This is a genomic window from Facklamia sp. HMSC062C11 (assembly GCF_001810675.1).
GTDB lineage: Bacteria > Bacillota > Bacilli > Lactobacillales > Aerococcaceae > Facklamia > Facklamia hominis.
This window is the reverse complement of the sequence record NZ_KV802399.1, coordinates 1-24,276: the sequence shown is the minus strand read 5'-3', so window position 1 is coordinate 24,276 and position 24,276 is coordinate 1. Positions and strand designations below refer to the sequence as shown.

22 protein-coding genes are annotated in these 24,276 nt (G+C 45.5%); 3 read left to right on the top strand and 19 right to left on the bottom strand.

The genetic code is table 11. The features are described from left to right. Positions 1-125: 125 nt before the first annotated feature. The 4 genes from HMPREF2758_RS04585 to HMPREF2758_RS04570 form a co-directional block, all read right to left on the bottom strand. Positions 126-1,271 carry a metal ABC transporter permease gene (locus HMPREF2758_RS04585; protein ID WP_070609390.1) on the bottom strand — a complete coding sequence of 382 codons (1,146 nt, stop codon included), beginning with the start codon at positions 1,269-1,271 and terminating at the stop codon, positions 126-128. Then, positions 1,271-2,155: a metal ABC transporter permease gene (locus HMPREF2758_RS04580; protein WP_070609388.1), complete on the bottom strand. Its 885-nt coding sequence runs from the start codon at positions 2,153-2,155 to the stop codon at positions 1,271-1,273. The genes HMPREF2758_RS04585 and HMPREF2758_RS04580 overlap by 1 nt, the downstream gene beginning before the upstream one ends. 2 nt (positions 2,156-2,157) lie before the next feature. Continuing rightward, positions 2,158-2,916, bottom strand: coding sequence for a metal ABC transporter ATP-binding protein (locus tag HMPREF2758_RS04575; protein WP_070609386.1), 759 nt, complete (start codon positions 2,914-2,916; stop codon positions 2,158-2,160). Between the two features lie 121 nt (positions 2,917-3,037). Then, a complete protein-coding gene (locus HMPREF2758_RS04570) occupies positions 3,038-3,955 on the bottom strand; it encodes a metal ABC transporter solute-binding protein, Zn/Mn family (protein ID WP_070609384.1) in 918 nt (305 codons plus the stop codon). Between the two features lie 251 nt (positions 3,956-4,206). On the opposite strand from HMPREF2758_RS04570, the gene HMPREF2758_RS04565 reads away from it, so the two are divergent. Beyond that, on the top strand, positions 4,207-5,193 hold the full coding sequence (locus HMPREF2758_RS04565) for a sulfurtransferase (RefSeq protein WP_083304845.1): 987 nt from the start codon (positions 4,207-4,209) through the stop codon (positions 5,191-5,193). Between the two features lie 111 nt (positions 5,194-5,304). Next, entirely contained in the window at positions 5,305-6,243 is a 939-nt protein-coding gene (locus HMPREF2758_RS04560) for a KPN_02809 family neutral zinc metallopeptidase (RefSeq protein ID WP_006908793.1), read from the top strand. Between the two features lie 360 nt (positions 6,244-6,603). On the opposite strand, the gene HMPREF2758_RS04555 is transcribed toward HMPREF2758_RS04560, so the two are convergent. Then, positions 6,604-7,191 (bottom strand): HD domain-containing protein, encoded by a 588-nt coding sequence (locus tag HMPREF2758_RS04555; protein WP_070609383.1) that lies wholly within the window; start codon positions 7,189-7,191, stop codon positions 6,604-6,606. Positions 7,192-7,299: 108 nt separating this feature from the next. On the opposite strand from HMPREF2758_RS04555, the gene HMPREF2758_RS04550 reads away from it, so the two are divergent. Continuing rightward, positions 7,300-8,427: an alanyl-tRNA editing protein gene (locus HMPREF2758_RS04550; protein WP_070609525.1), complete on the top strand. Its 1,128-nt coding sequence runs from the start codon at positions 7,300-7,302 to the stop codon at positions 8,425-8,427. Positions 8,428-8,933: 506 nt separating this feature from the next. Here HMPREF2758_RS04550 and HMPREF2758_RS04545 read toward each other — a convergent pair. The 14 genes from HMPREF2758_RS04545 to polA form a co-directional block, all read right to left on the bottom strand. Further along, on the bottom strand, positions 8,934-10,166 hold the full coding sequence (locus HMPREF2758_RS04545; protein ID WP_016648358.1) for an aminopeptidase: 1,233 nt from the start codon (positions 10,164-10,166) through the stop codon (positions 8,934-8,936). A gap of 78 nt (positions 10,167-10,244) precedes the next feature. Beyond that, entirely contained in the window at positions 10,245-10,922 is a 678-nt protein-coding gene (locus HMPREF2758_RS04540; RefSeq protein WP_070609382.1) for a Crp/Fnr family transcriptional regulator, read from the bottom strand. Between the two features lie 217 nt (positions 10,923-11,139). Beyond that, complete coding sequence (locus HMPREF2758_RS04530; protein WP_081634515.1) at positions 11,140-12,429, bottom strand: glycine/betaine/sarcosine/D-proline family reductase selenoprotein B; 1,290 nt, start codon at positions 12,427-12,429, stop codon at positions 11,140-11,142. 18 nt (positions 12,430-12,447) lie between these two features. Beyond that, the gene (locus HMPREF2758_RS04525) at positions 12,448-13,731 is read right to left on the bottom strand and encodes a glycine/sarcosine/betaine reductase component B subunit (RefSeq protein ID WP_070609380.1); all 1,284 of its coding nucleotides are present in this window, start codon (positions 13,729-13,731) and stop codon (positions 12,448-12,450) included. A 13-nt stretch (positions 13,732-13,744) separates the two neighbouring features. Continuing rightward, a complete protein-coding gene (locus tag HMPREF2758_RS04520; protein ID WP_070609379.1) occupies positions 13,745-14,107 on the bottom strand; it encodes a GrdX family protein in 363 nt (120 codons plus the stop codon). Between the two features lie 182 nt (positions 14,108-14,289). Next, positions 14,290-15,696 (bottom strand): dihydropyrimidinase, encoded by a 1,407-nt coding sequence (gene hydA, locus HMPREF2758_RS04515; protein ID WP_006908777.1) that lies wholly within the window; start codon positions 15,694-15,696, stop codon positions 14,290-14,292. A gap of 115 nt (positions 15,697-15,811) precedes the next feature. After that, entirely contained in the window at positions 15,812-16,558 is a 747-nt protein-coding gene (locus tag HMPREF2758_RS04510; protein ID WP_180947357.1) for an isochorismatase family protein, read from the bottom strand. A 608-nt stretch (positions 16,559-17,166) separates the two neighbouring features. After that, complete coding sequence (locus tag HMPREF2758_RS04505; protein WP_006908773.1) at positions 17,167-17,658, bottom strand: prolyl-tRNA synthetase associated domain-containing protein; 492 nt, start codon at positions 17,656-17,658, stop codon at positions 17,167-17,169. Between the two features lie 14 nt (positions 17,659-17,672). Continuing rightward, on the bottom strand, positions 17,673-18,353 hold the full coding sequence (locus HMPREF2758_RS04500) for an RluA family pseudouridine synthase (protein WP_070609377.1): 681 nt from the start codon (positions 18,351-18,353) through the stop codon (positions 17,673-17,675). 64 nt (positions 18,354-18,417) lie between these two features. Further along, a complete protein-coding gene (locus HMPREF2758_RS04495; protein WP_070609375.1) occupies positions 18,418-19,020 on the bottom strand; it encodes a DUF4256 domain-containing protein in 603 nt (200 codons plus the stop codon). Between the two features lie 11 nt (positions 19,021-19,031). Next, positions 19,032-19,847, bottom strand: coding sequence for a TatD family hydrolase (locus HMPREF2758_RS04490; protein WP_070609374.1), 816 nt, complete (start codon positions 19,845-19,847; stop codon positions 19,032-19,034). Next, positions 19,847-20,596: a tRNA threonylcarbamoyladenosine dehydratase gene (locus HMPREF2758_RS04485; RefSeq protein WP_070609372.1), complete on the bottom strand. Its 750-nt coding sequence runs from the start codon at positions 20,594-20,596 to the stop codon at positions 19,847-19,849. Before HMPREF2758_RS04485 ends, HMPREF2758_RS04490 begins: the two co-directional genes overlap by 1 nt. 77 nt (positions 20,597-20,673) lie before the next feature. Further along, entirely contained in the window at positions 20,674-21,093 is a 420-nt protein-coding gene (locus HMPREF2758_RS04480; RefSeq protein ID WP_006908768.1) for a GNAT family N-acetyltransferase, read from the bottom strand. 251 nt (positions 21,094-21,344) lie between these two features. Next, entirely contained in the window at positions 21,345-24,008 is a 2,664-nt protein-coding gene (gene polA / locus HMPREF2758_RS04475) for a DNA polymerase I (protein ID WP_070609371.1), read from the bottom strand. Positions 24,009-24,276 lie beyond the last annotated feature (268 nt).

The following is a 24,276-nucleotide window of genomic DNA, read 5'->3' as shown; positions in this document are numbered from 1 at the left end:
AGGGTTCAGTTTTTGAAATAAATTTTCGAATTAGTAAATCACAACTGTTGCTTTATTTTTATAGGCAAGCGAAAAGGCCATCGCCTCCCCAACAAAGCTAGCGTTTATATAATCATTCAGCTTGCTTAGATTCCATATTCTTGTTGAATAGCTTGGATTCGGTCAAGACCTGCTGGGGTCAAGCGATAGACCTGCTTGCTAGTATCGACCGTCACATAGTCCGCCTTAAATAAGACCGTCAAGGCCTTATCCACTTCTTTTTTCGACCATTTGAAGTGTTCATCCAAACAATCCGTCCGCAATTCTTCCTTCTCTTGCCCTTGCAAGGTATGACTATAAATATGCAAGAGCACCAAATCATAGCGCAACTGCTTGGATTGACGGTAACGACGCCATAAAGCTGTTAAAAGCCCTTGACGGTGGAATAAGAAGGTTAAGAAGAAGGTCACGCCCGTCATGACCGCTGCCATCCCACCGATCGATACGTTCCAGGCAATCCCGATAAAATAACCTAAAGTCGCATTAATAATTCCATAAAGCATGGCTACAACAAGCATTTGCTTCAAATCTTTACAGAAGAGGTAAGCCGAAGCACCCGGACCTACGAGAAAAGCGACAACAAGAATCGCCCCAACCGCATCGAAGGCCAAAACCGTGGTCACCGAATTAAGGGTCATCAAAACATAGAATAAGAGTCCTGCATTAAAGCCTAAGAGATGACCGTATTGATTATCAAAAGTGGTCAACTTCAATTCTTTAAAGAAGATCACAATAAATAAAGCATTCACGCCCAAAAGCAGGCTCATTTGGAACAAAGCCGTCGGCAGTGAAAAACCAAAAAGCTCCACTCGATCGAGCGGTGTTAAAATCACTTCTCCGGTTAAAACCACATCGGTATCCAAGTGGACATTCGAGGCAAAGCGAGTAATTAAGATGACCGCTAAGGCAAAGAACAAGGGATAAACAATCCCGACCGCATCATCATTTTCCACCAGCCCCGTTTTACTGAGGGTTTCGGTCGACCAAACGGTCACCACGCCCAGAGCAGCCGCTCCAAAAATCAACCAAGGTGAGTCTAAGTCTCCCGCAATAAAAAAGCCGAGGATAATCCCCAATAACACCGAGTGTGAAATCGCATCGGCAATCATAGACAGGTTGCGCAAGACCAAAAAGCTTCCGATCAGAGCACAAGTCACTGCAGTCACCAATAAAACCAACCAGGATTCATAGGACGCCATCAATAAATTAATCATATCTGAAAAAGTCATCATTACATGGCCCTCCTTTTTCTAAGGGTGGATAAAATCCCTCGCGGTCCAATCAACAAGGAGATCAAAGCTAAAGAAGTCATGACGACAATAATCATGGGCCCGGTCGATAAACCGCGGTAAATCGTAGAATAATAAGTTCCAATCACCGCCGAAATGCCGCCCACAAAAGCAGCAATCAAACAAACCGGCAAAAATCGATTCGACCACTGGAGAGCGGTCACCGCTGGTACAATCAATAAGGAAGCAATCAGAATTGTCCCCACTAACTTCAAGCCCACTCCAATAATCGACATGGTCATCAACATCATCAAGGCATAGATCCATCTAGAACGAATGCCAATCGTCTGGGCATACACCTCATCAAAGACAAAGACCTTAATTTCCTTGTAAAAGAGACCAAACAAGCACAAAGAAACGATGGCCACCCATAAAATAATTCGAACATCTTTTTCCATAATATAGGCCGCTTGACCAAAGATATAATTATTCAAGCCCGACTGGGATTGTCCCGCAAAAGCCGGATGCCCCTGGATCCAGGATTTTAAGACCATCCCTAGACCGAAGAAAGCCGAAAGCACAATCGCTAGAATGGCATCCAGATTGACCTTTGAATAATGATGGATCAACTGAATCAAGAAAAAGGCACAGGCGCCAGAGATCAAGGCACCGATGAGTAAGGCCGTTGGATCCTTGGAGACCACCACCATAAAGGCCATAATAATCCCCGGATAAGCCGCATGCCCGATCGCATCTCCAATCAAGGATTGCCCCTTTAAGACGGAGACCGTCCCAATGATTCCTGCCGCTGAAGCCAATAAAAAGGTCCCTAGGGCGATCAATAAGAAGGAATAAGAAGTCAGAACTTGACTATCCAAATGAAACATCCCTAATCCTCCTTTCTAACCGTTGAATGATCCTGTAAAACAACTTGACTGGCTAACATGTCGGCTTTGGATAAATTATCGGCTGTAAAGCAGGACTCAACGGGGCCAGCTGCTACTATTTGTTTATTTAAGATCACCAAGTAATCAAAATAAGCCTTAATGGTATTCAAATCATGGTGAACCACGATCGAGGTCTTGCCTTCCTTTTGCGATCGAGTCAAGAAATCAATAATGACTCCCTCCGTCTTCTTATCTACCCCAGCCAGAGGCTCGTCCATAAAATAAATCTCCGCCTGCTGGGCAATCGCTCGGGCGATGAAGACCCGTTGCCGCTGTCCACCGGATAGTTGGGCAATCTGCCGTGATTTAAAATCCAGCATGCCAATCTCTTCCAAGGCCGCTAAGGCAATGGTTCGGTCGGTCGAAGTAGGCCGCTTTAGCCAGCCCAAGTGTCCATACCGCCCCATTAAGACGACATCTTCGACGGTCGTCGGAAAATTCCAATTGACGGAAGACGCTTGTGGTATATAAGCAATCCGCTTAAAAACCGACTTCACCGGTTGATCAAAGACCTTGATCGAACCGGACAAAGTGGATTCTAGACCCAATACCCCCTTTATCAGAGTTGACTTACCGGCTCCATTAGGGCCGATAATCGCTGTCCGTGATCCTTTAGGAATATCTAAATCCACATCCCATAATACCGGCTTATCATGATAAGCCATGGTCAAATCGCGTACTTGTACGATGTTTTCTGTCATACGATCCTCTCCTTTTTCATTCGTAATGATTACTCTTATATAACTAAAAGCCGCTTGTAAGGTAGTTAGGGCCCTTACAAGCGTGCTCTTCAATCATCAATTTATTCAGGCCCAGCATTCATTATTTTAAGTGGCTGGTAATTAAATCCACATTATGACGAACCATATCAATATAATTATCGCCATCTTGTCCTTCTGGAGCTAAGGAATCGGAGAAAAGTTCTTGACCTTCACCCGATACCACTTCTACGTCAAAGCCTTTAGCCTTGCAGGCTTCTTTCAATTTTTCCATCCGTGCTGGGTCGGTTGTTGACTCCGCAAAGATCGCTTTAACTTGATGGTCAACGATGAAATTAACCGTTTCTTCCACATCCGCATTGGCAACTTCCGAATCAGTAGACACTCCTTGAGGGGCCTTGACAGGAATATGATAGCGTCTTGAGAAATAGTTAAAGGCATCATGAGGAGTAATCAAATAGCGTTGATCTTCTGGAATGGATTCGATTTGTTCCTTCACATATTGATCCAAGTCGTCTAATTGCTTCAAGTAAGCCTGGGTATTGGCTTCGATCTCATCTTTGCTATCGGGCAATAACTCGATCAATTTTTTGCTAGCATTTTGAGTGGCTTCCTTATAAAGGTCGATATCAAACCAGAAGTGAGGGTCGATCACTTTCTTGCCATCTTGATCCATCTCACCGATCTTAGATTCATCAAAAGTTTCGGATACAGGGTAGCCCACTTTTTCTAAGGCTTCTACCATCCGTCCTTCAAAATGTAAACCATGGTATAAGACCAAGTCAGCCTTTTCCAATTTGATTAAATCTTGTGGTTTAGCAACGTAAACGTGAGGGTCTTCTCCCGCTGGAATCACTAACTCTCGGTTCACTTTATCGCCAGCCAATTGATTGACCATATCATATAAGAAGGATGTGGTTGTCGTCACCGTTGGCTTGTCTGCTGCTTTTACTTGACCTACCGTCAACAATCCAATACTTGCTAATAAGAAGAAGGCCATTAAGCCTTTTAGTTTTTTCATAAGATCTTCCTCCTAAATGGGTTAAATTTATTGTCCTAACTTTGATATTTTTAGGATAGCCTAAACCTTTAAAGGTGTCAAGTGCTTTTTTAGTTATTTTTATAAAATATTTTTAGATATACCTAAACCTTTTCTAAATAGATCTCTTGGATTTATCAGAAAAGCTCATAGTGACTAACTTGTCCTGATGAGAGCCCTATGCTAGGATGGGTGTAGCTTGTAACCTCCTAATAAGAAAGGTAGTTCCCATCATGCGTCAACTATGGGCTTTACTTGCCCATATTTGTCTCTTAATGCCCCAGTCTCTATTTGCCAAAGAAAGTGAGGAAACGATGACCCCATTTGTTAGTACCCAATGGTTAGCCGATCATCTCGATGATCCAGACCTCCTAGTGATTGATGCCAGTGTGCTATTCAACGACCCTGATGGTGAATTTCTCGCCTCAGGCTTGGAAGATTATCAAAAAGAACATATCCCTGGTGCTGTTTTTGCCGATCAATTCCAATTAGCTAAAGAAGATGCTCCGATTCCTTTTACCGCGATTGATCACGATGTCTTTGTCGCCTATATGGAAAGCCTAGGCATGACCAATGAAAGCCGGGTCGTTGTCTATGATGGCGGACCTGAAGTGGCTGCTGAATTCAAGGCAGATAGTTGGGCTTCACGCTTGGCTTGGCAACTTCAATATGAAGGCAAAGACCAAGTTGCTGTTTTAGAAGGGGGCTTGGCTAAATGGAAAGCCGACGGCTATAAAGTGACCGACGAAGAAACAAGCATTAGCCCAGGTCAATTAGACCTAACGCGTCAAGAAGCCCTTTATACCGACTTAGAAGGCATGAAAGCCATTGTCGACCAAGAAGATCCCCAAACCGTCCTAATTGATGCCCTTAGTCCCGATCAATTTTCAGGCGCTTTCGCGTCCTTTGGGGAGGATCGTAATGGCCACATCCCTGGTGCCTTCAATGTTCCTTATATGAAGCTAGAAGATCCGAAAACGGGCGAGCTTTTAGCTGCTGACCAATTAAAAGAAATCTTTGCTGAAAGCGACGCCTTAAATCCAGATAAGGAAGTCGTTGTCTACTGCGGTTTTGGGGTAGCGGCCTCCTACGTTCGTAATATCTTGAACCAATTAGGGCAAGACCAAGTGAAGGTCTACGATGGATCCTTGATGGAATGGGCAACCCAGTCCGATTACCCACTGGAAGCCACTGAAGACCCTCAAAACACTCAAGAATAACTTCTATTGCGGCCTAGGGGCCGCTTTTTTGGTTTAAGCCTTTAACTGTTCTTTAAGCGGAATTTTCATTATAATGAAGGAAAGAACACACGATGAAATGAGGAAAACAAAATGAAATGGGATAATTTGCGACGAAGCGACAATGTGGAGGATCGGCGCGGACAACGAAATCGTATTCCGACCGGTCGAGGCTATGGCAGACGAGGCTATGGTGGCGGTGGCTTAGGAAGTTTACTTAACTTGCTGCTACTCACTCGAGGCTTACCTAAATGGGTCGTCCTATTGATCCTTGCCTTCCTCTTTTTCTCAGGGGGCAATTTCTTGATGGGACCAACAAGTAACCCATCCAACTCCTATCCCCCAGCCAGCCAACAAATCAACCAATCCAAGGAAGCAAGTTCCGAGGAAAAAGAATTTCTAGCGGCTGTTTTGGGGTCAACCGAAGATTTCTGGCAAGAAGAACTCCAAAAAGCGGGCATTGACTACCGACCTGCTAAGTTGGTTCTTTATACCGATACCGTACAAACCTCAGGCTGTGGCTTTGGCTCAGCCCAAGCGGGGCCTTTCTACTGTTCCGGTGACCGATCGGTCTATATCGACCTTTCTTTCTATCGGGATTTACAATATAAATATAAGGCACCGGGAGACTTTGCCATGGCCTATGTTCTGGCTCATGAAGTGGGTCACCATATCCAAACCCTCGTCGGCACCATGGATCAATACCAGGCTGCCGCACGCCGAGCCAGCTCCAGCCAGCAAAAGGCTCTGTCGGTCCGCTTAGAACTCCAGGCAGATTACTATGCTGGAGCTTGGGCTCGCTATGCCGAAGAACAAGGACTCCTCGATGCCGGCGACCTAGAAGAAGCCATGGGAGCCGCTGAAGCGGTCGGTGATGACACCCTACAAAAAGAAACCTATGGCCGAGTCGTCCCAGACTCCTTCACCCACGGATCTGCAAAACAGCGTCAAGCCTGGTTCAAACGCGGCTACCAATACGCCGACCTCCAACACGGAGACACCTTCAACACCATCCTCCCCGAAGAAAAATAGAGTGCGAACAAAAGCGCTTTGGGTCGCTGCAATAAGTGAGCCCCCGAAGTGTTTGGAAAACACTCGAGGGGGATCGCTTATTGGCAAGACCCAGCTTTTGTGAGCACGTTTTAAATAGAGTGCGACGATGAGCGCTTATCCCCTGTAGGCTAAGTAAGAAATCGAGCGGAATGACATGAGTCATGCAGAGCGATTTTTGCTTAGACATAAGGGGATGCTCATCGAAGCACGTTTTGATAGAGTATGACTAAAGTCGTTAACCTAACGGAAGCAAGACTTTAAATTGCTACACGAAACTAAACAAAGAGGACACCCCACTGGGTGTCCTTTTTCATTATTCTCGATTGCTCAATCAAGCATCTATTTTCTTAAGTTACCTTTCTTAACATGGTCATCCAAAACTTGCTGGGTATAATCAAAAAGCACCTTAGATCCAGCTTCAGTCCTAGATTGACGTTGAAAGACCTGATCATATGTCACCTGATGATCAGTCCAGTCCTTACCCCCATTTGAGTGGTTCAAGATCAAGGGTTGGAGATTATCCATCGCATTCGCAAAGTGCGCTTCCGGACTTTTCCCTTCATCAAATTCATCAAATAAGCCAGCTAATTCTGCGGCTTGGTCTGCTGGTAACATGCCGAACAACTTATCCCGTGCCACTGCTTCTCGCTCTGCTTGAGTCTTCTTACCAGCCTCATCATAAGCATAGGTATCTCCCGCTTCAATCTCTACAATATCATGAATCAAGCACATGATTAAGAGCTTACCAACATCGACTGGCTCGTTGGCATAGTGGCGCAAGACATAAGCCATCACCGCCATATGCCAAGCATGTTCGGCATCATTTTCCCGTCGGCCATGATGACTTAAATGCGTCTGCCGTAAGATATTCTTAGCCTCATCCAACTTCAAACAAAATTCCAATTGTTTTTGTAATCGTTGATCCATCTCCATCCCTCCTGCCTTTCTATTATAGAAAAGCCCCTCTTTAGGATCAAGTTATGGCTCAAGATCTATGCTATAATGGGATCAAAAGCCCTGAAAGCGAGGTCAATCATGAATCCTTATTACGACGATTTTAGCAAATTAAACCTAACGACCCACATCATTGATCAAAAAGATGACTACTACGCTTTTGAAGCGACCGTTTTTTATGGTGAAAAAGGAGGCATGCCAAGTGATCGTGGCTGGATCAACGGACAGCCTGTCCTTGACTTAAAATACATCGGCGACACCCTCTACCACCAAGTTCAAACTCCGCTTGAAGACCCCATCCAATTAGAAGTTGAACCCAAAACACGCTGGTTCAATACAGCCGTTCAATCAAGTTTCCATCTACTTGATGGTTTTTACCGGCAAAAAGGACTGGAGCTCATTGCCATTGGTACAGATCCCGACCACCTCTGGTATGAAGTCAATCAAAAGGATCTCTCGACGGACTTGTTAGACGAATGCCAGGCCTTCATGCAAGCGATTATCCGCCAGGAAATTCCTTGTGAGATTCGTTATATCAAGGGAGCCGACTATCCAGACCCTGACTACCAACACCATGACACCCTGCGGCTAGTTCGTTTTGGTGACGTCGACTGTCAACCCTGTGCCACCCTCCACGTCAACCATACCGGTCAAATTGGTTCCTACTGTCACTTGAATGCTCGCAACTCTTCCCGTGGCAGCAAGGTCTCCTTGACCCTCAACCAAGCCACCGAAAAAGCCCTAGAGACCTACTACCAACAAGCCAACCACTTGAGCCAAATCCTCAACGCACCGGTCGATCAATTAGACCAAGCAGTCCAAGACCTCATTCACAAGGAAAAAGCCAGCGCTAAAGTAGCTGCTGACCTTAAAGCTCAAGTGATCTCCTATCAAGCCCAAGCCTTAGCCCAAACAAAGCAACCAGTCTATGCCCTAAATGACCCTGAAAGCCAGGACTTACGCCAACTTTCCCAAGCCTTGGTTAAATTCATCGACCAAGACTGCCTACTCTATCATCAAGACTCCGACAAGCTACAATTCGCCCTCTTGTCCCCTCAAGGAAAAGCTCGAGACCTTTTAAAGACACTCCAGAGTTCAATCCCGTCAATTAAGGGCGGTGGGTCTCCTCAATTAGTGAGTGGACGCATGGAAGGTCAAGCCCAATCACTCATCGATCACTTCCAAACCCTAATCCAACCTGAAAATTAACGGGATACTAAAAAGACTACGACCAATGTACCGCCCCCCAAAAGTTAGACCAAAAATCTAACGATTGGGAGGTCGGTACAAAAAGCTGTCGTAGTCTTTTTTGATCAATGTATCACTAGTGCGAGTGCACTCTGTCAAAATGTGCTTGCGGACGCACTTAAACCTGTAAGCATTGAAAATGCTACAGGGGATTGCTGAGACTGTTGTTGCTTTAACAACTTACAGTCTTACATCCGTTAGGTAACCGCTTTTGTTCGCACTCTGTCAAAACGTGCTTCGATGAGCATCCCCTTATGTCTAAGCAAAAATCGCTCTGCGTGACTAATGTCACTCCGAACGATTTCTTACTTAGCCTTCAGGGGATAACCGCTCATCGGCGCACTCTATTAAAACGTGCTCGCAATTGCAGCTCCTGGACGTTAAGCGATCCTTCTCGAACACTCTTTTGAGTGTTTCGAAGGCTCACTTACCGCTGCGGCGCAAACCGCAATTGTTCGCACTCTGTTTTAAAATGCCCAGTTTCCTTCTTTGAATATTTGGAAGGCTTGATCGTTTTTGTAGCCGGTAATGTTTAAATCAGCGGTTCCGACCATGAAGTCTTCGTGGATCAAGGAATCGTTTAGACCTGCTTGATGAACTTGATCGTCTTCTAGATCAGTACCACCCTCAACACAGGTTGGATAGGCCTTACCTAGGGCAAAATGGCAAGAAGCATTCTCATCAAAGAGTGTATTATAGAACAAAATATTAGAATTAGAAATCGGTGAATCGTAAGGCACTAAGGCAATTTCTCCTAAGAAGCGAGCACCTGGATCGCTTTCCAACATTTCAGCGAGGGTGTCGTAACCTTCTTGAGCCTTAAAGTCAACCACCTTACCGTCTTTGAAGGTAAATTCAAAGTGATTGATGACAACCCCGTTATAAACTAACGGCTTGGAAGCTACTAAACGGCCATTAACTCCATCATATTGAGGAGCGGTAAAGACTTCTTCGGTTGGCATGTTCGGAATGAAATGATCTCCCTTGGCATTGGAAGAACCGGCAGACATCCATAAGTGATTCTTAGGTAACTTCACTCGTAAGTCCGTTCCATTGCTGGCTTGATAGTGAACTTCCTCAAATTGTTGCTCATTGAGGAAGTGGGCTTTTTCATTCAGTGTCTTAATGTGTTGATCCCAATTGGCCTTGGTATCTTCCCAAGATTCCGATACCCGACAAACATCAAGAATCACTTCCCATAACTTGTCATAGGCTGCTTCAGGACTAAGATCTGGGAAAATCTTATGAGCCCACTTCAAGGTTGGCACCGAGATCACCAACCAGGATACGATATCATTCATGGTATATTTAACAAAATCCTTCATCTTCAAAGACCGATTACGAACCGCCTCTGAGATCTTGGCTTGGTCAAGCCCCGATAAAAGGTCAGGATCTTCCGCATAGATGGAGATTCGGTTAGACCGCTTGTCAGCAATCTGGTATTGCATCTTAGCTACTTCCCAATCCGCCACTTCGTTCAAGGTCTCTTGGGCTTGATATTCATAATTGCAACGAGTCACATAGTCGTCCACCCAATTAATCGCTACCTTACGTGCCCCTTTTTCGTAGGCTGCCTTGGTGATTAAACGCGCTAATTCTGGACTTTCCACTGGCGTCGTGATTAAAACATCTTCGCCTTCCTGTACATTAACCCCGTATTCTACCGCTAAACGGGCAAAATTTTCAATTCGTTTCTTCATACAAACTTCCTTTCTTGACTGTGATTGAATAACTGCCTCTAGTATACCACGATCTAAAGCGCTTTTAAAAGAGGGGCTTTACTGTTCTTGAATCAGGGCCTCCAATGCCGATCGATCATTCAGGTGGACGCTGCGACCTTTTTTCCGAATATAGCCCAAGCCTTCAAAGTTCTTAATCTCTTGATTCAAGGAAGAGCGATTCACTAAAAGCCGATCGGCAAATAACTGCTGTGTGCCTGGAATTTGGTAGTCTCCCTGGCAATCTGCTGAAGCCAATAACCAAAATGCCAAGCGCTGCGACACCTTGGGATAGGAGGCTGCCTGGATCACCATCTTGTTCTTCACACAATACTTAGATACAAAGACCAATATATTCTCCATCAACTTAACATCTTTGGCAATAATCTCTTTGAAGCCTTGAATAGGCAGGGCATAGACCTTGGCTTTTTTATGACAACAAACATTATAAGGATAAGTCTGTCTTCCGCCATAAACTAAATAAAAAGGAAAGGCATCTTTGGCAAAATAATAGGATGAGACCACTTCTTTACCACTCATCAGATATTCATTGGTCTTAAGACAGCCTTCGATAATAATATAAATATATTCCAAGCAGTCACCAAAAAGATTAACGATTTCCCCGCTTTCAAAGGTTTTAATACGAATGGGTAATTGGTCAATCGCTTCCATCGTTTCCTCATCAATCCCCTGAAAAAACTCCAAGTCTAACAATTTCGGATGCTGTAACGGTTTCATATTTTATAGCCTCCATTCTTTTTAAAAGCACACAGCGTTCGTCACGGCTTTTCTAATCATGAAAATAATTTCTCTTTTCTAACTATATTTAGTGTAACATACTCGAAGTATTTTGTATGCCCTTACAAAAAAGAATAGTTTTGACAAAGCTTTATCGCCATTAGCATAAAAAACAAGCAGAGCTAATCGCCTCTGCTTGTTGGTTACTTTAATATCTTTATTCCTTTTTAAAGACTGTCGGCGATGCGACTTCCGTCTTCAACGCTCGGATGGCGCGGTCGACTAATTCATCCCGTACGACATCTTCCTTGTCAGCCAGGTCTGGATTACCGACAGGATAAGGAATGGCAACCGTTGGAACGATCCGATTGGCTCCGACTGATTCAGAAATCGTTGTAATCGTCGCCATATGCACAATTGGAATACCATAGCGTTCAATTTCTTTGACCATTGTTGCTCCGCAACGTGTACAGGTCCCTCAAGTAGAGGTTAGAATAACGCCGTCTACCTTAGCATCAGCCAATTCTTGACCAATCTCCCGGCCGAAGGTCTCTGAGTTACCGACAGAGGTTCCTGTCCCGGTTGTTGAATAGAAATAAGGGTAAATATCACCGATGATTCCTTTTTCTTTAAGCCGAGTTAATTCATCCAATGGAGCCACCCGGTCTGCCTTTTCATTGGCATAGACGGGATCAAATCCACCGTGAATGGTCACGAAGCGACCCGCTAACTCTTTTAGGTCAGAGATATCATACTTCACCCACTTTTGAGCAGAAGCGGACTGAAGGTGGTCAGGGTTCCCCTCAGGTACAATCCCCCCTGTTGTCACTAAAGCAATTGTGGCATTTGCCATATCAGAAATCGGTAGGGCAGCATCCACATAGTCGAATTCTGGCATGGGTAATTCGGTTTCGAAGTCTTGCCCTTTTAAGCGTTTAAGCAACATCTCCGTCGCCCGCAAGGCCCCGATCTTATCGGAAATGACCGTCAAACGACGACCTTGTACCATGAAGCCATCTTCCTCGGCAGAGACCTCCTGACCTGCCAATAGCTTATTAGCTAATTCGACCATCTTCGGCATAGCCTTACGCATGTCTGCGGCCGAGTCTCCAGTCGGAATAATATAGGCGTGAGTGCGACATTGTTCAACCGCTGGGTTCTCATGATACATCCCAGTTAAGACAGTAGTCTTATCCTTCAGGGTATTCACTACCCCCGCACAAGCCATCCCATAACGTCCCGCATTAAAGGCAGGTCCTGCTACCACCAAGTCTGGCTTGATCTGGTCATAAGCCTCCATCACAAATTGTTGAGCTAATTCCAAGTTCTCATTGAAATAGTTATCCCCACAAATCAAGGTATAGGTCACTTCTCCTCCTTGAACGAGGTTATTAAAAGCGAGAGCCGGACCCACCGGTCCCTCCACTAGGCGGGGTTCAATATCAGCCTTATCTTCGCCTCCGATTTGGCCAAAGAACTGGTTCACATAATAAAGTATTTTTTTCATGAATCTGCCTCCCCCTTCCTAATGTAATTCCACGGCTAGGTTGTGGTAACCAATTTCAGAGGTTGATCCAATAATGGCATTTAATTCACAAGTAATCCGTCCCTGATCATCCAAGCTGCCCTCCCAGCCTCCTGATAGGTTGGCAATAGCCTTGGCATCACCCAAGACCTGGTCGGCTGGCTCTAAATGCACCAAGTGAGACACGTTTCCAGTGGAAACTACCGCCTTAGCCTCTTCCTTGGCATCCGCCAGAGGTTGTGAATCTCCGTCCCATCCCGAACATTCATCGGTGATTAAGACCGCTTTAATACCAGACTGCTCCAAACCTTGGGCAATCATGACTAAATCTGAGTCTGGGTTTCCATAGCCTTCTTCCGATACAATCACGCCATCGACGCCCAACATTTGACAAAGCTTGACCGTATAGTCAGTTGTACGGAACTTACCATCGAGAATGGTTAATTCCGGCACCATGATTGAAGCCACAAAGTTCAGCTCTTTTCCGTGAAGCTTCAAGAGTTCTAAAATAACTGCATTGTTTTGATGTTGATAGGTTGTGATCTTATCACAGGCCGCGACACAGTTTCCCGAGATGACGGCACCATCGAGCTCTTCCAATGGATTCAATAAGGTCGGTAGAATCTGCTTGACATCAACCCCATAGATATAACCATCATGCAACAATCCTTGAGCAATTAGCATTTCTGCATAGGCAACTCGTGGAAGATCTGGATATTTTTCAAGACTGGTCTTCACATCTTCAATCTCATAGACCTCCGTCTCATCCGCTGTCAGATCAGCCAGAGCTTCGCCAAGGTATTCACTGGCTTTAAGTCCGACCATCCGGCAAGTCGCCTCATGTTCATGGGGTTCCAAGCCCTCAACCGGGGTAATATCAACCACCACATTCAAGGTCTGCGAGAAAGGTGTCCACTTGGCCCCTTCGCCCCACATATCAATAATTCCTTCTTGAAAACCAACAATATCCCCTACCGTGACAACGGCTACCCCCTGCATCTTTTTAGTGATACCGTCACCGAGCTGCTCAATATCTCCAGTCACTCCTGGAAATTGATTCCCTCGGTCAACGCGATAACGCGGTTCGATGACGTCTTTCACGGGAATAATCCGTTTTTTTTCGCCGGGCCTTGCCAAGGCAATGCTGGCTTTTTTAACATTTTCTATTCCTTCAATAAAGGCTAACATCTCGGCCTCATTGATGATCAATCGATGGTCTTGTATGCACGTCTGGTCGCCAAAATCAATGGCGTCAATTCGAATTTTTTGCATTTCTAATCTCACATTAGGACCCCCTTTACTCGATATTTGTTGTTAAGTCTGCTATGCAAGCTTGCAGTAATTCGAAATCAATCGTCTGATAGTCGGCCAAATTACGATAATCTGGTTGTCGTTGCCCCATGGTCCGTAGGTAGGAATCGATAGACTGCTCGATCAATAAAGTCGCACTCGAATGAGACTCCTTGGCCAGGATAATTGACCGTATCGGAGAATACATCATTCGAATCGACGCAGGCAGTGGGTGCGATACCAAGCGCCAACCTCGATGAATTCGATCTCTTGCCGCGATTAAAACCTGGTAAAAATCTCCCTCAACAAATTGAAGAGACTGATATTGTGCTTTGACGAATGCATTATTGCTGACAATGAGATATTCCATGCCTACTCACTCTTTCTAGGTAAGACCCCTTTTATAAAAAATGCCTCACATTCTTAAAAAAGAACGTGAGACATCCAAATAAACCCTACATACGATGGTTGGCCTATTTTTATGACATTACTACCAGTCTTTTTTATCCGTAAAGCTATTAAACTGTAGACCCTAATAGGTCAGGACGTTTTTTATTCCGCCTTTTTTTGATGATAATTACTGTAACATACGGTATAAGGCTGTGGCTTAACATATTGCCCCTGGCCTTTCTCGCCGACTAACTTACCACGTTCTGCCATCAGATGTCCGCGAAGGAAGACCTTATCCGCAATCCCTTTTTGAGGGAAACCTTCAAAGGTATTGTAGTCAGTTCCTTCATAGGAATTCTCAACAGAAATCGTTCCTTCATAGTTCGGATCCCAGATCAAGACATCCGCATCCGAACCTGGCAATAAGGCACCTTTTTGAGGATAGATACCACAGACCTTGGCTGGATTTTCCATACATAGACGAACAAAGTCTTGACGGTTGATCCGTCCTTTTTCTACCCCTTGGGTCCAGACCATATTCAAGCGATCTTGCATACCTGGAACCCCATTTGGAATCTTAGTAAAGTCATCGATACCGCGTTTCTTAGCCTTCTCAAAACCACCCACACAAGCAGCGTGGTCCGATCCAATTCCCATTAAGGTACCATCCTTAACCGCTTTCCAAACAGCTTCTAAGTGCTCTTTAGGCCGGATAGCTGGACCGCAAACCCATTTGGCCCCTTCGAAGTTTTCCTTTTCTAAGAAGGAAGTATCGATCGTGAGATAGTGGGTACACGTCTCACCATAGACCGGTTGACCCTGATCTTGGGCACGTTTGATATTTTCGCAGGCTCCTTCCGTCGTATTATGAACAATAAAGACTGGGCAATCAGCTAACTTAGCTAGGTAGATTAGACGTTGCACCGCCTCATCTTCCACCGTTGGTGGTGAAGATAGATAGTGGCCGATCGGTTTTGTGACACCATTCTTAACGGCTTCTTCCTTGAGAACTTCGATCATGTCCCCATTCTCACAGTGAACCCAAGGCGTAATTCCATAATCTTTACATATCTGCATGGCCTTAAAAATGAGGTCATCTTCCACATGGAAAGGTGTCCCATTATAAGCCATAAAGAATTTTAAGTTAACAATGCCATTTTCAACCATCTTTGGAATCTCATCCAATAAGGCTTCGGACGTGTCCATAACCATACCATGGAAGGAGAAGTCCGGTGAGGCAATTCCCTTGGCTTTTTCATCCTTATGCCGGTGGAATGAATTGATCACCGTATCTCCTTGATCTTGTGGCGCAAAATCAACGATCGTCGTTGTTCCACCTACTAAGGCAGCATGTGAGGTCTCAAAACCATATGAATCAAAAGGTCCCATATGCACGTGCTCATCGACGCCCCCTGGGAAGATATACTTACCTGCTGCATCCACCACCTCATGGTCGCCTTCTGGAATATTGACGGCTATTTCTTTGATTTTTTCGTCTTCTATTAATAGATCCGCTTGATACTCAGCTGTTGAAGAGACGATCGTCCCATTCTTAATTAATAGTCCCATTATTTCCCTCCTTGTCTCAAGCTAGCTACTTACTAATGATGAAAACCCGCCAGTCTAGATTAACTGGACTTGACGGGTTTATATTTTACTAATATTTATTCGATAAAATACTTAATTATTTATCAAGTTTACGTTCGTGCTTACGGTAAACGGAATTGTCAATACCTTCTAGATACTTAACAACTTCGTCAACTTCCCAAACATCACAGAACTTCGCTTCCATGTCGAACATGTTCCATTCGATAACCCCTGGAACCCGGTCGCCGACTGTTCCTCGAGGAACTAAGGTCTTGAAGCCATATCCCGTTGAGTCCATTACTGTATGGCGAACACATGCACATGAAGTGGCACCCATAACGATTAAGGTATCTACCCCTAAGAAGTTCAAGGTTTGTGCTAAGTGTGTTCCAAAGAAGTTAGATGCATATTTTTTGTGGATTACTGGTTCTTCAGGTTGTGGATCTAATTTTGGATCGATCGCCATCCAATATTCATCATCAATATCTAAAGTATGCATCGGAATCTTTTCATCCCAACGTGGAAGATCCCATTGTTTTTCTCCCCAATATCCTGTTGTCGTATGGAAGATTGGAACCCCTGCTTTACGTCCAGCATTTAATACTTTTAAGGCATTGGCACAAACTTCTTCAGAGTGGTCACAAGTGAATGGGTGACCTTCTGTCATCCAAGCTCTAGCCATGTCAACAGTTGTAATGGCTGGTGCTTTACCAACACCCATTTCGCGCATGAAGCCACGCTCTTTATAGATCTTACGTGCCTCTTCAAAGGCTTCTTTTAATCGTGCTTCATCGAAACCGTACTCATCAACATATTTAAATTCTGGATTTTGCTTTTCAGTCATTTCATTTCCTCCTAGAAATTTATTCGTTAGCGACAAGTCGAACATACTTTCAACACCCTACTCTATCTTCGTCGATTAATCGGCCGATTAATTTTTTTGTAAGCTTGTAAGGTTGAGTCATTTATTTGACACCCTAATTAAACCATAGCTTCGGCCAAAAAGATGTTAGCGCTCCAACATTTTATTAAAAAAGTTAATAATTCATGCTATTTTTCTTATTATAAAAGCGAATTCCAATACAAACACACGCAAAAACGCAATGATATCCGCTTTCATTCAATCGATCTCTCATTAATAAATCTCTTTCAGATTGGCTGTCCCTCAAATGATCTTTTGTATCAAATCCTCTCATCGAAAAATTCGTTCTTTGAAAGTAAGTGAGTAGTCTTATTGCTGATGAAGCATTCAATAATCTATTAACCCAGATAATGATCACAAGCAATTTGAACTTTCATTGAATCATCCTTGGTTTTATTTACTATTCCGGAAGACGCCATTCATTCTTTATGATTCACTTGCTAAGACATTAATGAAAGCACATAAAAAAGCAAGCCTTTTCGATTGGCTTGCTTTCTTGGTAGTTTCTCTTCTATATGTTAAGGAGCTCCCTAAATCTCAACCACAGTAACCTCGTTGCCATGTTCTTGGATCAAGGCAATGAGGTCTGCTGGTTTCAACCAGATCGAAGCGGTATTCTCATTGGGATGCATCCCCACTAAGGCTTCCTCACCGGCTAAGTCCTGGTCCAAATAATAATGAACCCGATGTTCCCGGTCATTCAAGAGGCCTAAGGGCGACACCGAACCAGGGGTGAGTCCTAAGAGAGCTTCCATGTCTTCCGGTGATGCAAAGGAGAGACGACGAGTCTCCTGCTTCTTGCGGAAGTCCTTGAGGTCAACCCGCTTTTCACCTCGTACTGTAATAAGATAATAGTTTCTTTTTTTATCATCGCGGACAAAGAGATTCTTAGCATTATATTCCGCATGAGGCAAGTCCAATTCTCCCAGTGCCTCCATATCAAAAACAGCTGGGTGCTCTACCACATCATACCAAATCCCTTTTTCTTTTAATAAATCATAAATGGCTTGTTTATCGTACATGAAGCCGCTCCTTTCTACTGACTGATCAAAGCTTGGAAATCCTGCCAAATCGAGCTTGAGGGTGGCCGACAAGTGATCGCCACTGGCTCTTTTCGAGTAGGATGGTTAAATTGTAACTGATAAGCCCATAGGGCAATCTGCTGCCCCGGTTGGGCTTTTGGATTGTATTTTTGATCACCCCACAAAGGGTGGCCCGCTGTTTTGAATTGAACCCGAATCTGATGCGACCGCCCAGTATGTAGGCGGACTTGAACCAGACTTCGACCCTGACTTTGGGCTAGACGCTGATAGGTCAAGCGGGCCTTCTTACCCTTGGGGTGCTTGGCATCCACCGCATAGACCTGATTCTTGCGCTGGTCCTTGTAGAGATAATGGTCCAACTGACCACTCACCCCTGGATCCCCTTCAACGACCGCCCAGTATAGTCGGTCAAGCTTTTGCGACTGAAGCTGCTTAGCTAAGCGGCCAGCCGCCTTAGAGGTCTTGGCAAAGACCATAACTCCACCCACCGGTCGATCTAAGCGGTGAACCAGCCCCAAGTAGACCTGCCCCGGTTTATGGTCACGCACTTTAATCATTTGTTTCAACTGTGTCAATAGGTCCAAGTCGCCTGATCGATCTCCTTGAGATAAGCAGTTAACCGGCTTGTTGACGACTAATACATGATTATCCTCATAGAGAATCTCAATCGCCACGTCATCCCACCTTTTATTATCCTAGGACCATCATAGCATGACCCCCCACTAAAAGAAAGCCAGGCTAAGACTTAGGCCAGTCCGTCAACAATAAATAAGTCCGGAAACCACGACCTTTATAGTAGGATTCAGCTCCATTATGGTAGATAAAGCTGGTTTGATAGCGGTAGTCTCCAAATAAAGCACCCCCTAGCTCACGAATGGCCGGCGGAGTTAATAACCAACTAGACCCCTTTTCATCCAGAGGAAAGTGGGCTTGGATGGCCAGATATTGGTCGGGGGTCAATAAGTCCGACCCCAAATGGGCTAGCTCTTCCAGCACCGATGAAGCCGGCGGAAACTTCTTACGACCCAGACGTGCTGCCTGGTCATAACAGAGACTCTCCCGTTCTTTAGGGGCTTTTTGGTAGCAGTCCAGAAAAATCGGTCCGACAAAAGGAAGTTGGTCATGGGCGATCAAGTCCACTTCTCCCCCCGTGTCCTCCATTCGCAAGAGGACGGCCAGCTGGTCCAGGTGTTGGATTAAATAAATGGCCAGGTCTCCCCAGCTAATACTTTCATGCCTTTGATGATGCGCCTCAAAACGAGCCCTGATGGCCTGAATCGCTGGTAAGGCCTCTAATTGGGCAATTGTTTGAATTTGATTGAGATCATTGGATGATTTCATCATTTTAGCTCCTATTCTATAGCAGGCCAAACGTCCCCGTAAACCTCGACTTGGTTGGCTTGAATCTGTGCCCGCATATCGGTCTGTCTGAGATCGCCTAAAGCCGTCACGATCTCTTCCAAGCTGTGAACTTCTGCTTGCACCAAGCGGTCTAATTCCTGGTCACTAGCTAGACTAATCGCTGCTGTCGGGGCATCTGTCTCCAAGAGCAGGCGGTCTGCTGGGACTTGCCTTAAGTAGGCACGACCTTTTTTACGGGTAAAATGACTGGGGTGAACGGACAAATAACCTCCACGGCGAATATGTCGGGTCAATTCATCACTGGTCCCATTAAAACGATGGAGAATGACCCGGTGAACCCTTCCATCCAGGTCGACTTGATCAAGTAAGTCTAAGAAATCACTAGCCGAACGCACGGTATGAACGGATAAAACAGCGGGACGATCCGAGTACTTGATCGCCAGCAAGATCTGCTTCAAGACCGCTAACTGCAGGTCCTTCGGTGCTTGGTCCAGCCGCTTAGGGGCATAGTCCAGGCCAATCTCCCCAATAAGGACCTGGCGCCTCGTCGAAAGCAAATCATCAAAAGTCGCCAGCTCTTCTTGAGCTTGTGCCTCACTCTGGATCCACCAAGGATGAAAACCCAGCGAGGCTTGGACTGCTGAACTGGCACCCGCTAAAGACTGGACGAGGGCTGGAAATTGAGAAGGGAGAACGGTTTGAGCGACCAAACCGATCCCTTGCCGGTAGACTTGGTCAATAAAGGCTTGACGCTGAGTAAGGTCTTGCAAGTAGTCCAGATGATAGTGGCTATCTAGAAGAACCATTAGCCACGGCCCCCTTGAGAAGCATCCAAATTGAGAATCTGCCGGATCACCTTACCAGCCATCATCATCCCCATAATCGGCGGCATATAGGACATGGTGCCTAGAGTATGTTCCTTGGCCGAAGAGGCTGGATCTTGAATCTTGACCGGTAATTCATCCGAGAAGATGACGGTCAATTTTTCAATACCGGCTTGTCGGTACTTGGCACGCAAGGCGCGGGACAGTGGGCAATTATAAGTGTCGTAGATATCGGCAAAGCGCAGATGCTGAGGATCCAACTTATTTCCTGCCCCCATGGCTGCCAAAAGAGGCAGACCTTGAGCTTGGCACCACTGGGCGATGGCAACCTTGCTGGATACATGGTCGATACAGTCAATCACATAGTCGGGACGAGGCAGGGCTGCCAATTGGTCGGCCACTGTCTCCCGAGTCAAGGCGACTTGAACGGCGGTGACCTGACAGGCTGGATTAATCTCCTGGATGATATCCGTCATGACCGCCACCTTGGGTCGCCCCACGGTTGAACTATAGGCCACAGCTTGGCGGTTAATGTTAGTGATATCCACCACGTCCTGGTCCAACAAGATTAAGTTGCCGACACCCCCACGAGCGAGCGCCTCTGCACAATTGGATCCCACACCCCCGATTCCTAAGACGAGGACCCGCGCCTTTTCTAGCTGGTCTAAACCAGCTTGTCCCATCAATAATCGAATCCGTGCAAAACGGTTATCAGTTTGCTTACTTATCATTTTCTTCCCTCATTCATTCTAAGTTGATCGCTCTTAGTATAACAAAAAGACCCGCTGAGCTCACGGGTCTTGATGGCTTACTGGTTATTTTCAGGGGCATAGGTATAAGTCAAACACTGCCAATCATTCAGGTCGACAAAGCCCATGGACTCATAAAAAGCCCGCGTCTTGGCGGTATCATCCGTACATAGATGCATCTGATAGACCTTTGAATAAGTCGCTAGAGTCTGGGACAAGAGCTCGGTACCAATCCCCTGCCGTTGATAATCGGGCAGAACCAGAATATCCTGGATAAAAATAATGGTCGCCCCGTCTCCTACACAACGTAGCAGTCCAACCAAGCGGTCTTGATCCATACAGGCTAGAACATAAAGGCTTTGATCCAATCCCTGACGCAAGCGATCGGGCTGATCGGTATAATTGGTCCAGCCTACCGCTTGATACAAGGCTAGGACTTGATCAAAATCAAGTTGGGGATTCACTAAATAACGATACATAAAAAGTTCCTTTCTAGAGCAAGGATTCATCAAGCAACAAGGCCTTGATGAGGCGGTTTTGGTTAATTATAGACCCGAACAATCAGAAAAGCCAGTATGAATTTTGAACCGCTAAACTCCTATGAATAAATCGTCCTTAATAAAGCTTTCTCTCTACCCCACCATAACCAAAAAAGCCGTGACCCCAGAGGGATCACAGCTTTTAAAATTGACTTAAATTCTAAGTTAAGATTGTCAGACCCATCTAGGTCTTACTTGAGGTCATACCAATTGTCCCCGATATGGTCATCGACCTTGAGGGGAACAGATAGATCAGCGGCCGATTCCATGACTTCAACGACTAGTTTCTGAAGTTGAGGCATCTCTTCCTTAGGACCTTCTAAGATTAATTCGTCATGGATCTGTAAGAGGAGACGGGAAGAGAGCCCCTCTTCTTCCAAGCGAGCTTGTAGGCGAACCATGGCTAGCTTAATAATATCCGCAGCCGTCCCTTGGATGGGCGAGTTCATGGCTGTTCGTTCAGCAAAGGACCGCAGATTAAAATTCTTGGCATGGATATCCGGTAGATAGCGCCGACGATGAAAGAGGGTGGAGACATAGCCATCGCTTTTAGCTTGCTCGACAATCTCATCCATATACTGGCGAATCTTAGGGAACTCTTCAAAATACCGGTCAATAAAGGTCTTGGCCGCCTGCCTTGAGATATTCAAGTTCTGGGACAGACCATAATCAGAAATCCCATACACAATCCCAAAGTTAACCGCCTTGGCTTGACGACGATGGTCGGCGTCCACTTCCTGGTCTTCGTCCAATTGGAAGACCCGTCTGGCTGTCGCTGAGTGAATATCTTCCCCATTTTGGAAAGCCCGCTTCATATGCTCGTCACCCGATATATGCGCCAAGACCCGTAGCTCGATTTGCGAATAGTCCGCCCCCAGCATCTGCCAGCCTGGCTGACTAGGCACGAAGGCCGCCCGCACCAAACGTCCTTCTTCAATACGAATCGGAATATTTTGTAGATTAGGGTCGGTAGAAGACAGGCGCCCTGTTTGGGTCAGGGTTTGAGTATAGCGGGTATGAATCTTACCATCCTCCTTGATAAAGGGCTGCAAGCCTGCCAGGTAGGTGGACTGTAATTTGGCAATTTGCCGGTAATCCAGAATGGCTTGAATAATCGGATGGACCTGAACCAGCTTTTCCAAGACATCGGCAGCCGTCGAATAACCCGTCTTGGTCTTCTTAATGACTGGCAACTTCAATTCCTCGAATAGGACCTGGCCCAACTGCTTGGGCGAATTCACATTAAAGGAGTGACCGGCTAGATCATAGATCGATTTCTCCATTTGGGCTAGACGAGCTAGCACCTCTTGATTCTTGGCTTCTAAGACCTCTTGGTTGACCTTAATCCCCGTAATCTCCATCTTGGCTAAGCATTGGGCTAGCGGTTGTTCCATCTCGCGGTACAAATCCACCATATCCAGCTCTTCCAACTTGGCCAACAAGGGCTCCATCAAGGCATGAAGGCATTGCAGCTTCAAGACCAGATGACCCTGAAAAACCGCTTCATCTTCTGGAACTGCCTTCTTAACCCCTTTACCGTAGACTTCCACATCGTAAGGGATCACTTGCCCCAGTCCAAAGGCTTGGCACAAGTCCGCCAACTCATGGGTCTGCAGGGTATCCACCAGATAGGCCATAATGGAGATATCCTCCCCCATTCCAGCAATATCGACTCCATAACGGGCCGCAATCACCGCTTCCTTCTTAAAGTCCAAGCAATCCTTTAACTTGGATGGCTCTTCCAACCAGGCTTTAAAGGCAGGATTAGCAAAAGCAAGGTTCGCCGAAGTAAAATAGGCTTTTTTGGCCTCGGGGTCTGCCCAACAGACCGCTTCGACCTTGGCAAAGTGATAATTTTCGTCCAATTGCTCGGTATGGTAAATCGCCCTGTCCGGCCAAGTCAAAGTGTCAAAGTCTGCTTGATCATCCAACACCAACAAGTCAAAGTCCGCCAGACTGGACGATGGGTCATCCAGCACCGACTTAGCATCCAATTCTTGTAAAAAGGATTGGAAATCCAACTGACGGTAGAGATCATTCAAGGCCTGAGTATCCATCTCACCTCGTTCGATATCTGCTAGATCAATCTCCAAGGGAACATCCAAGAGGATCCGGGCTAGGTCTTTGGATAAGAAGGCCTGGTCCTTGTCCTTGATAATATTCTCCTTGAGCTTAGAGGCCTTTAACTGATCCAGGGATTCATAGAGCCCCTCCACCGAACCGAATTGATGGAGCAACTTGAGGGCCGTCTTTTCACCCACTCGAGTAATGCCAGGATAATTATCTGAACTATCCCCCATCAGACCCTTCATATCAATGATTTGTTCCGGACGAATCCCCCATTTTTCCTGAATGGTGGCTGGTGAGTAGACCACTAGGTCCGACACACCCTTACGCGTAATATAGACTGTGACCTGGTCGCTAGCTAACTGAGTCAAGTCCTTATCGCCTGATAAGACGACCACCTGATCCTTAGGATCCGCCAAACGTGACAGCGTCCCGATAATATCATCCGCTTCATAATAATCCATGGCATAGTGACGAATCCCATACCCCTCTAAGAGCGGTGCAAAATAAGGCATTTGCTCGGTAAATTCCGCCGGCGTCTTAGACCGTCCCCCCTTATACTGGTCGAACTTCTCCTTACGAATCGTATTCGGACTCTTATCAAAAGCCACCAAGACATGACTCGGCTCAAACTCCGCCAAAACATTATCCAACATCCGCTTAAAAGAATAAATCGCATTCGTATGTAATCCTTGTCGATTGGTAAAACGATCAATATCTAAAATCGAATAAAAAGCTCGAAAAGCCAAACTCGAACCATCAATCAACAATATCTTCCTTGAAGACATAATACACCCCTTTACACAACAACCAAATCATAACCTGAACATTACCCTTTAATCATAACATGAAATAACAAGAGAGTGCGACAAAAGTCGTTTAGAGCCGCAGAGCTAAGCAAAAACACGAACATTTTCAAAGAAAATGTTGAGAGTTTTAGCTTAGAGTCTAGGCTCTGACTTTTGGAGCACATTTTAAAGAGAGTGTGAACAATTGCGTTTAGCGCCGCAGCGGTAAGTGAGCTTTCGAAACACTCAAAGAGTGTTCGAGAAAGAT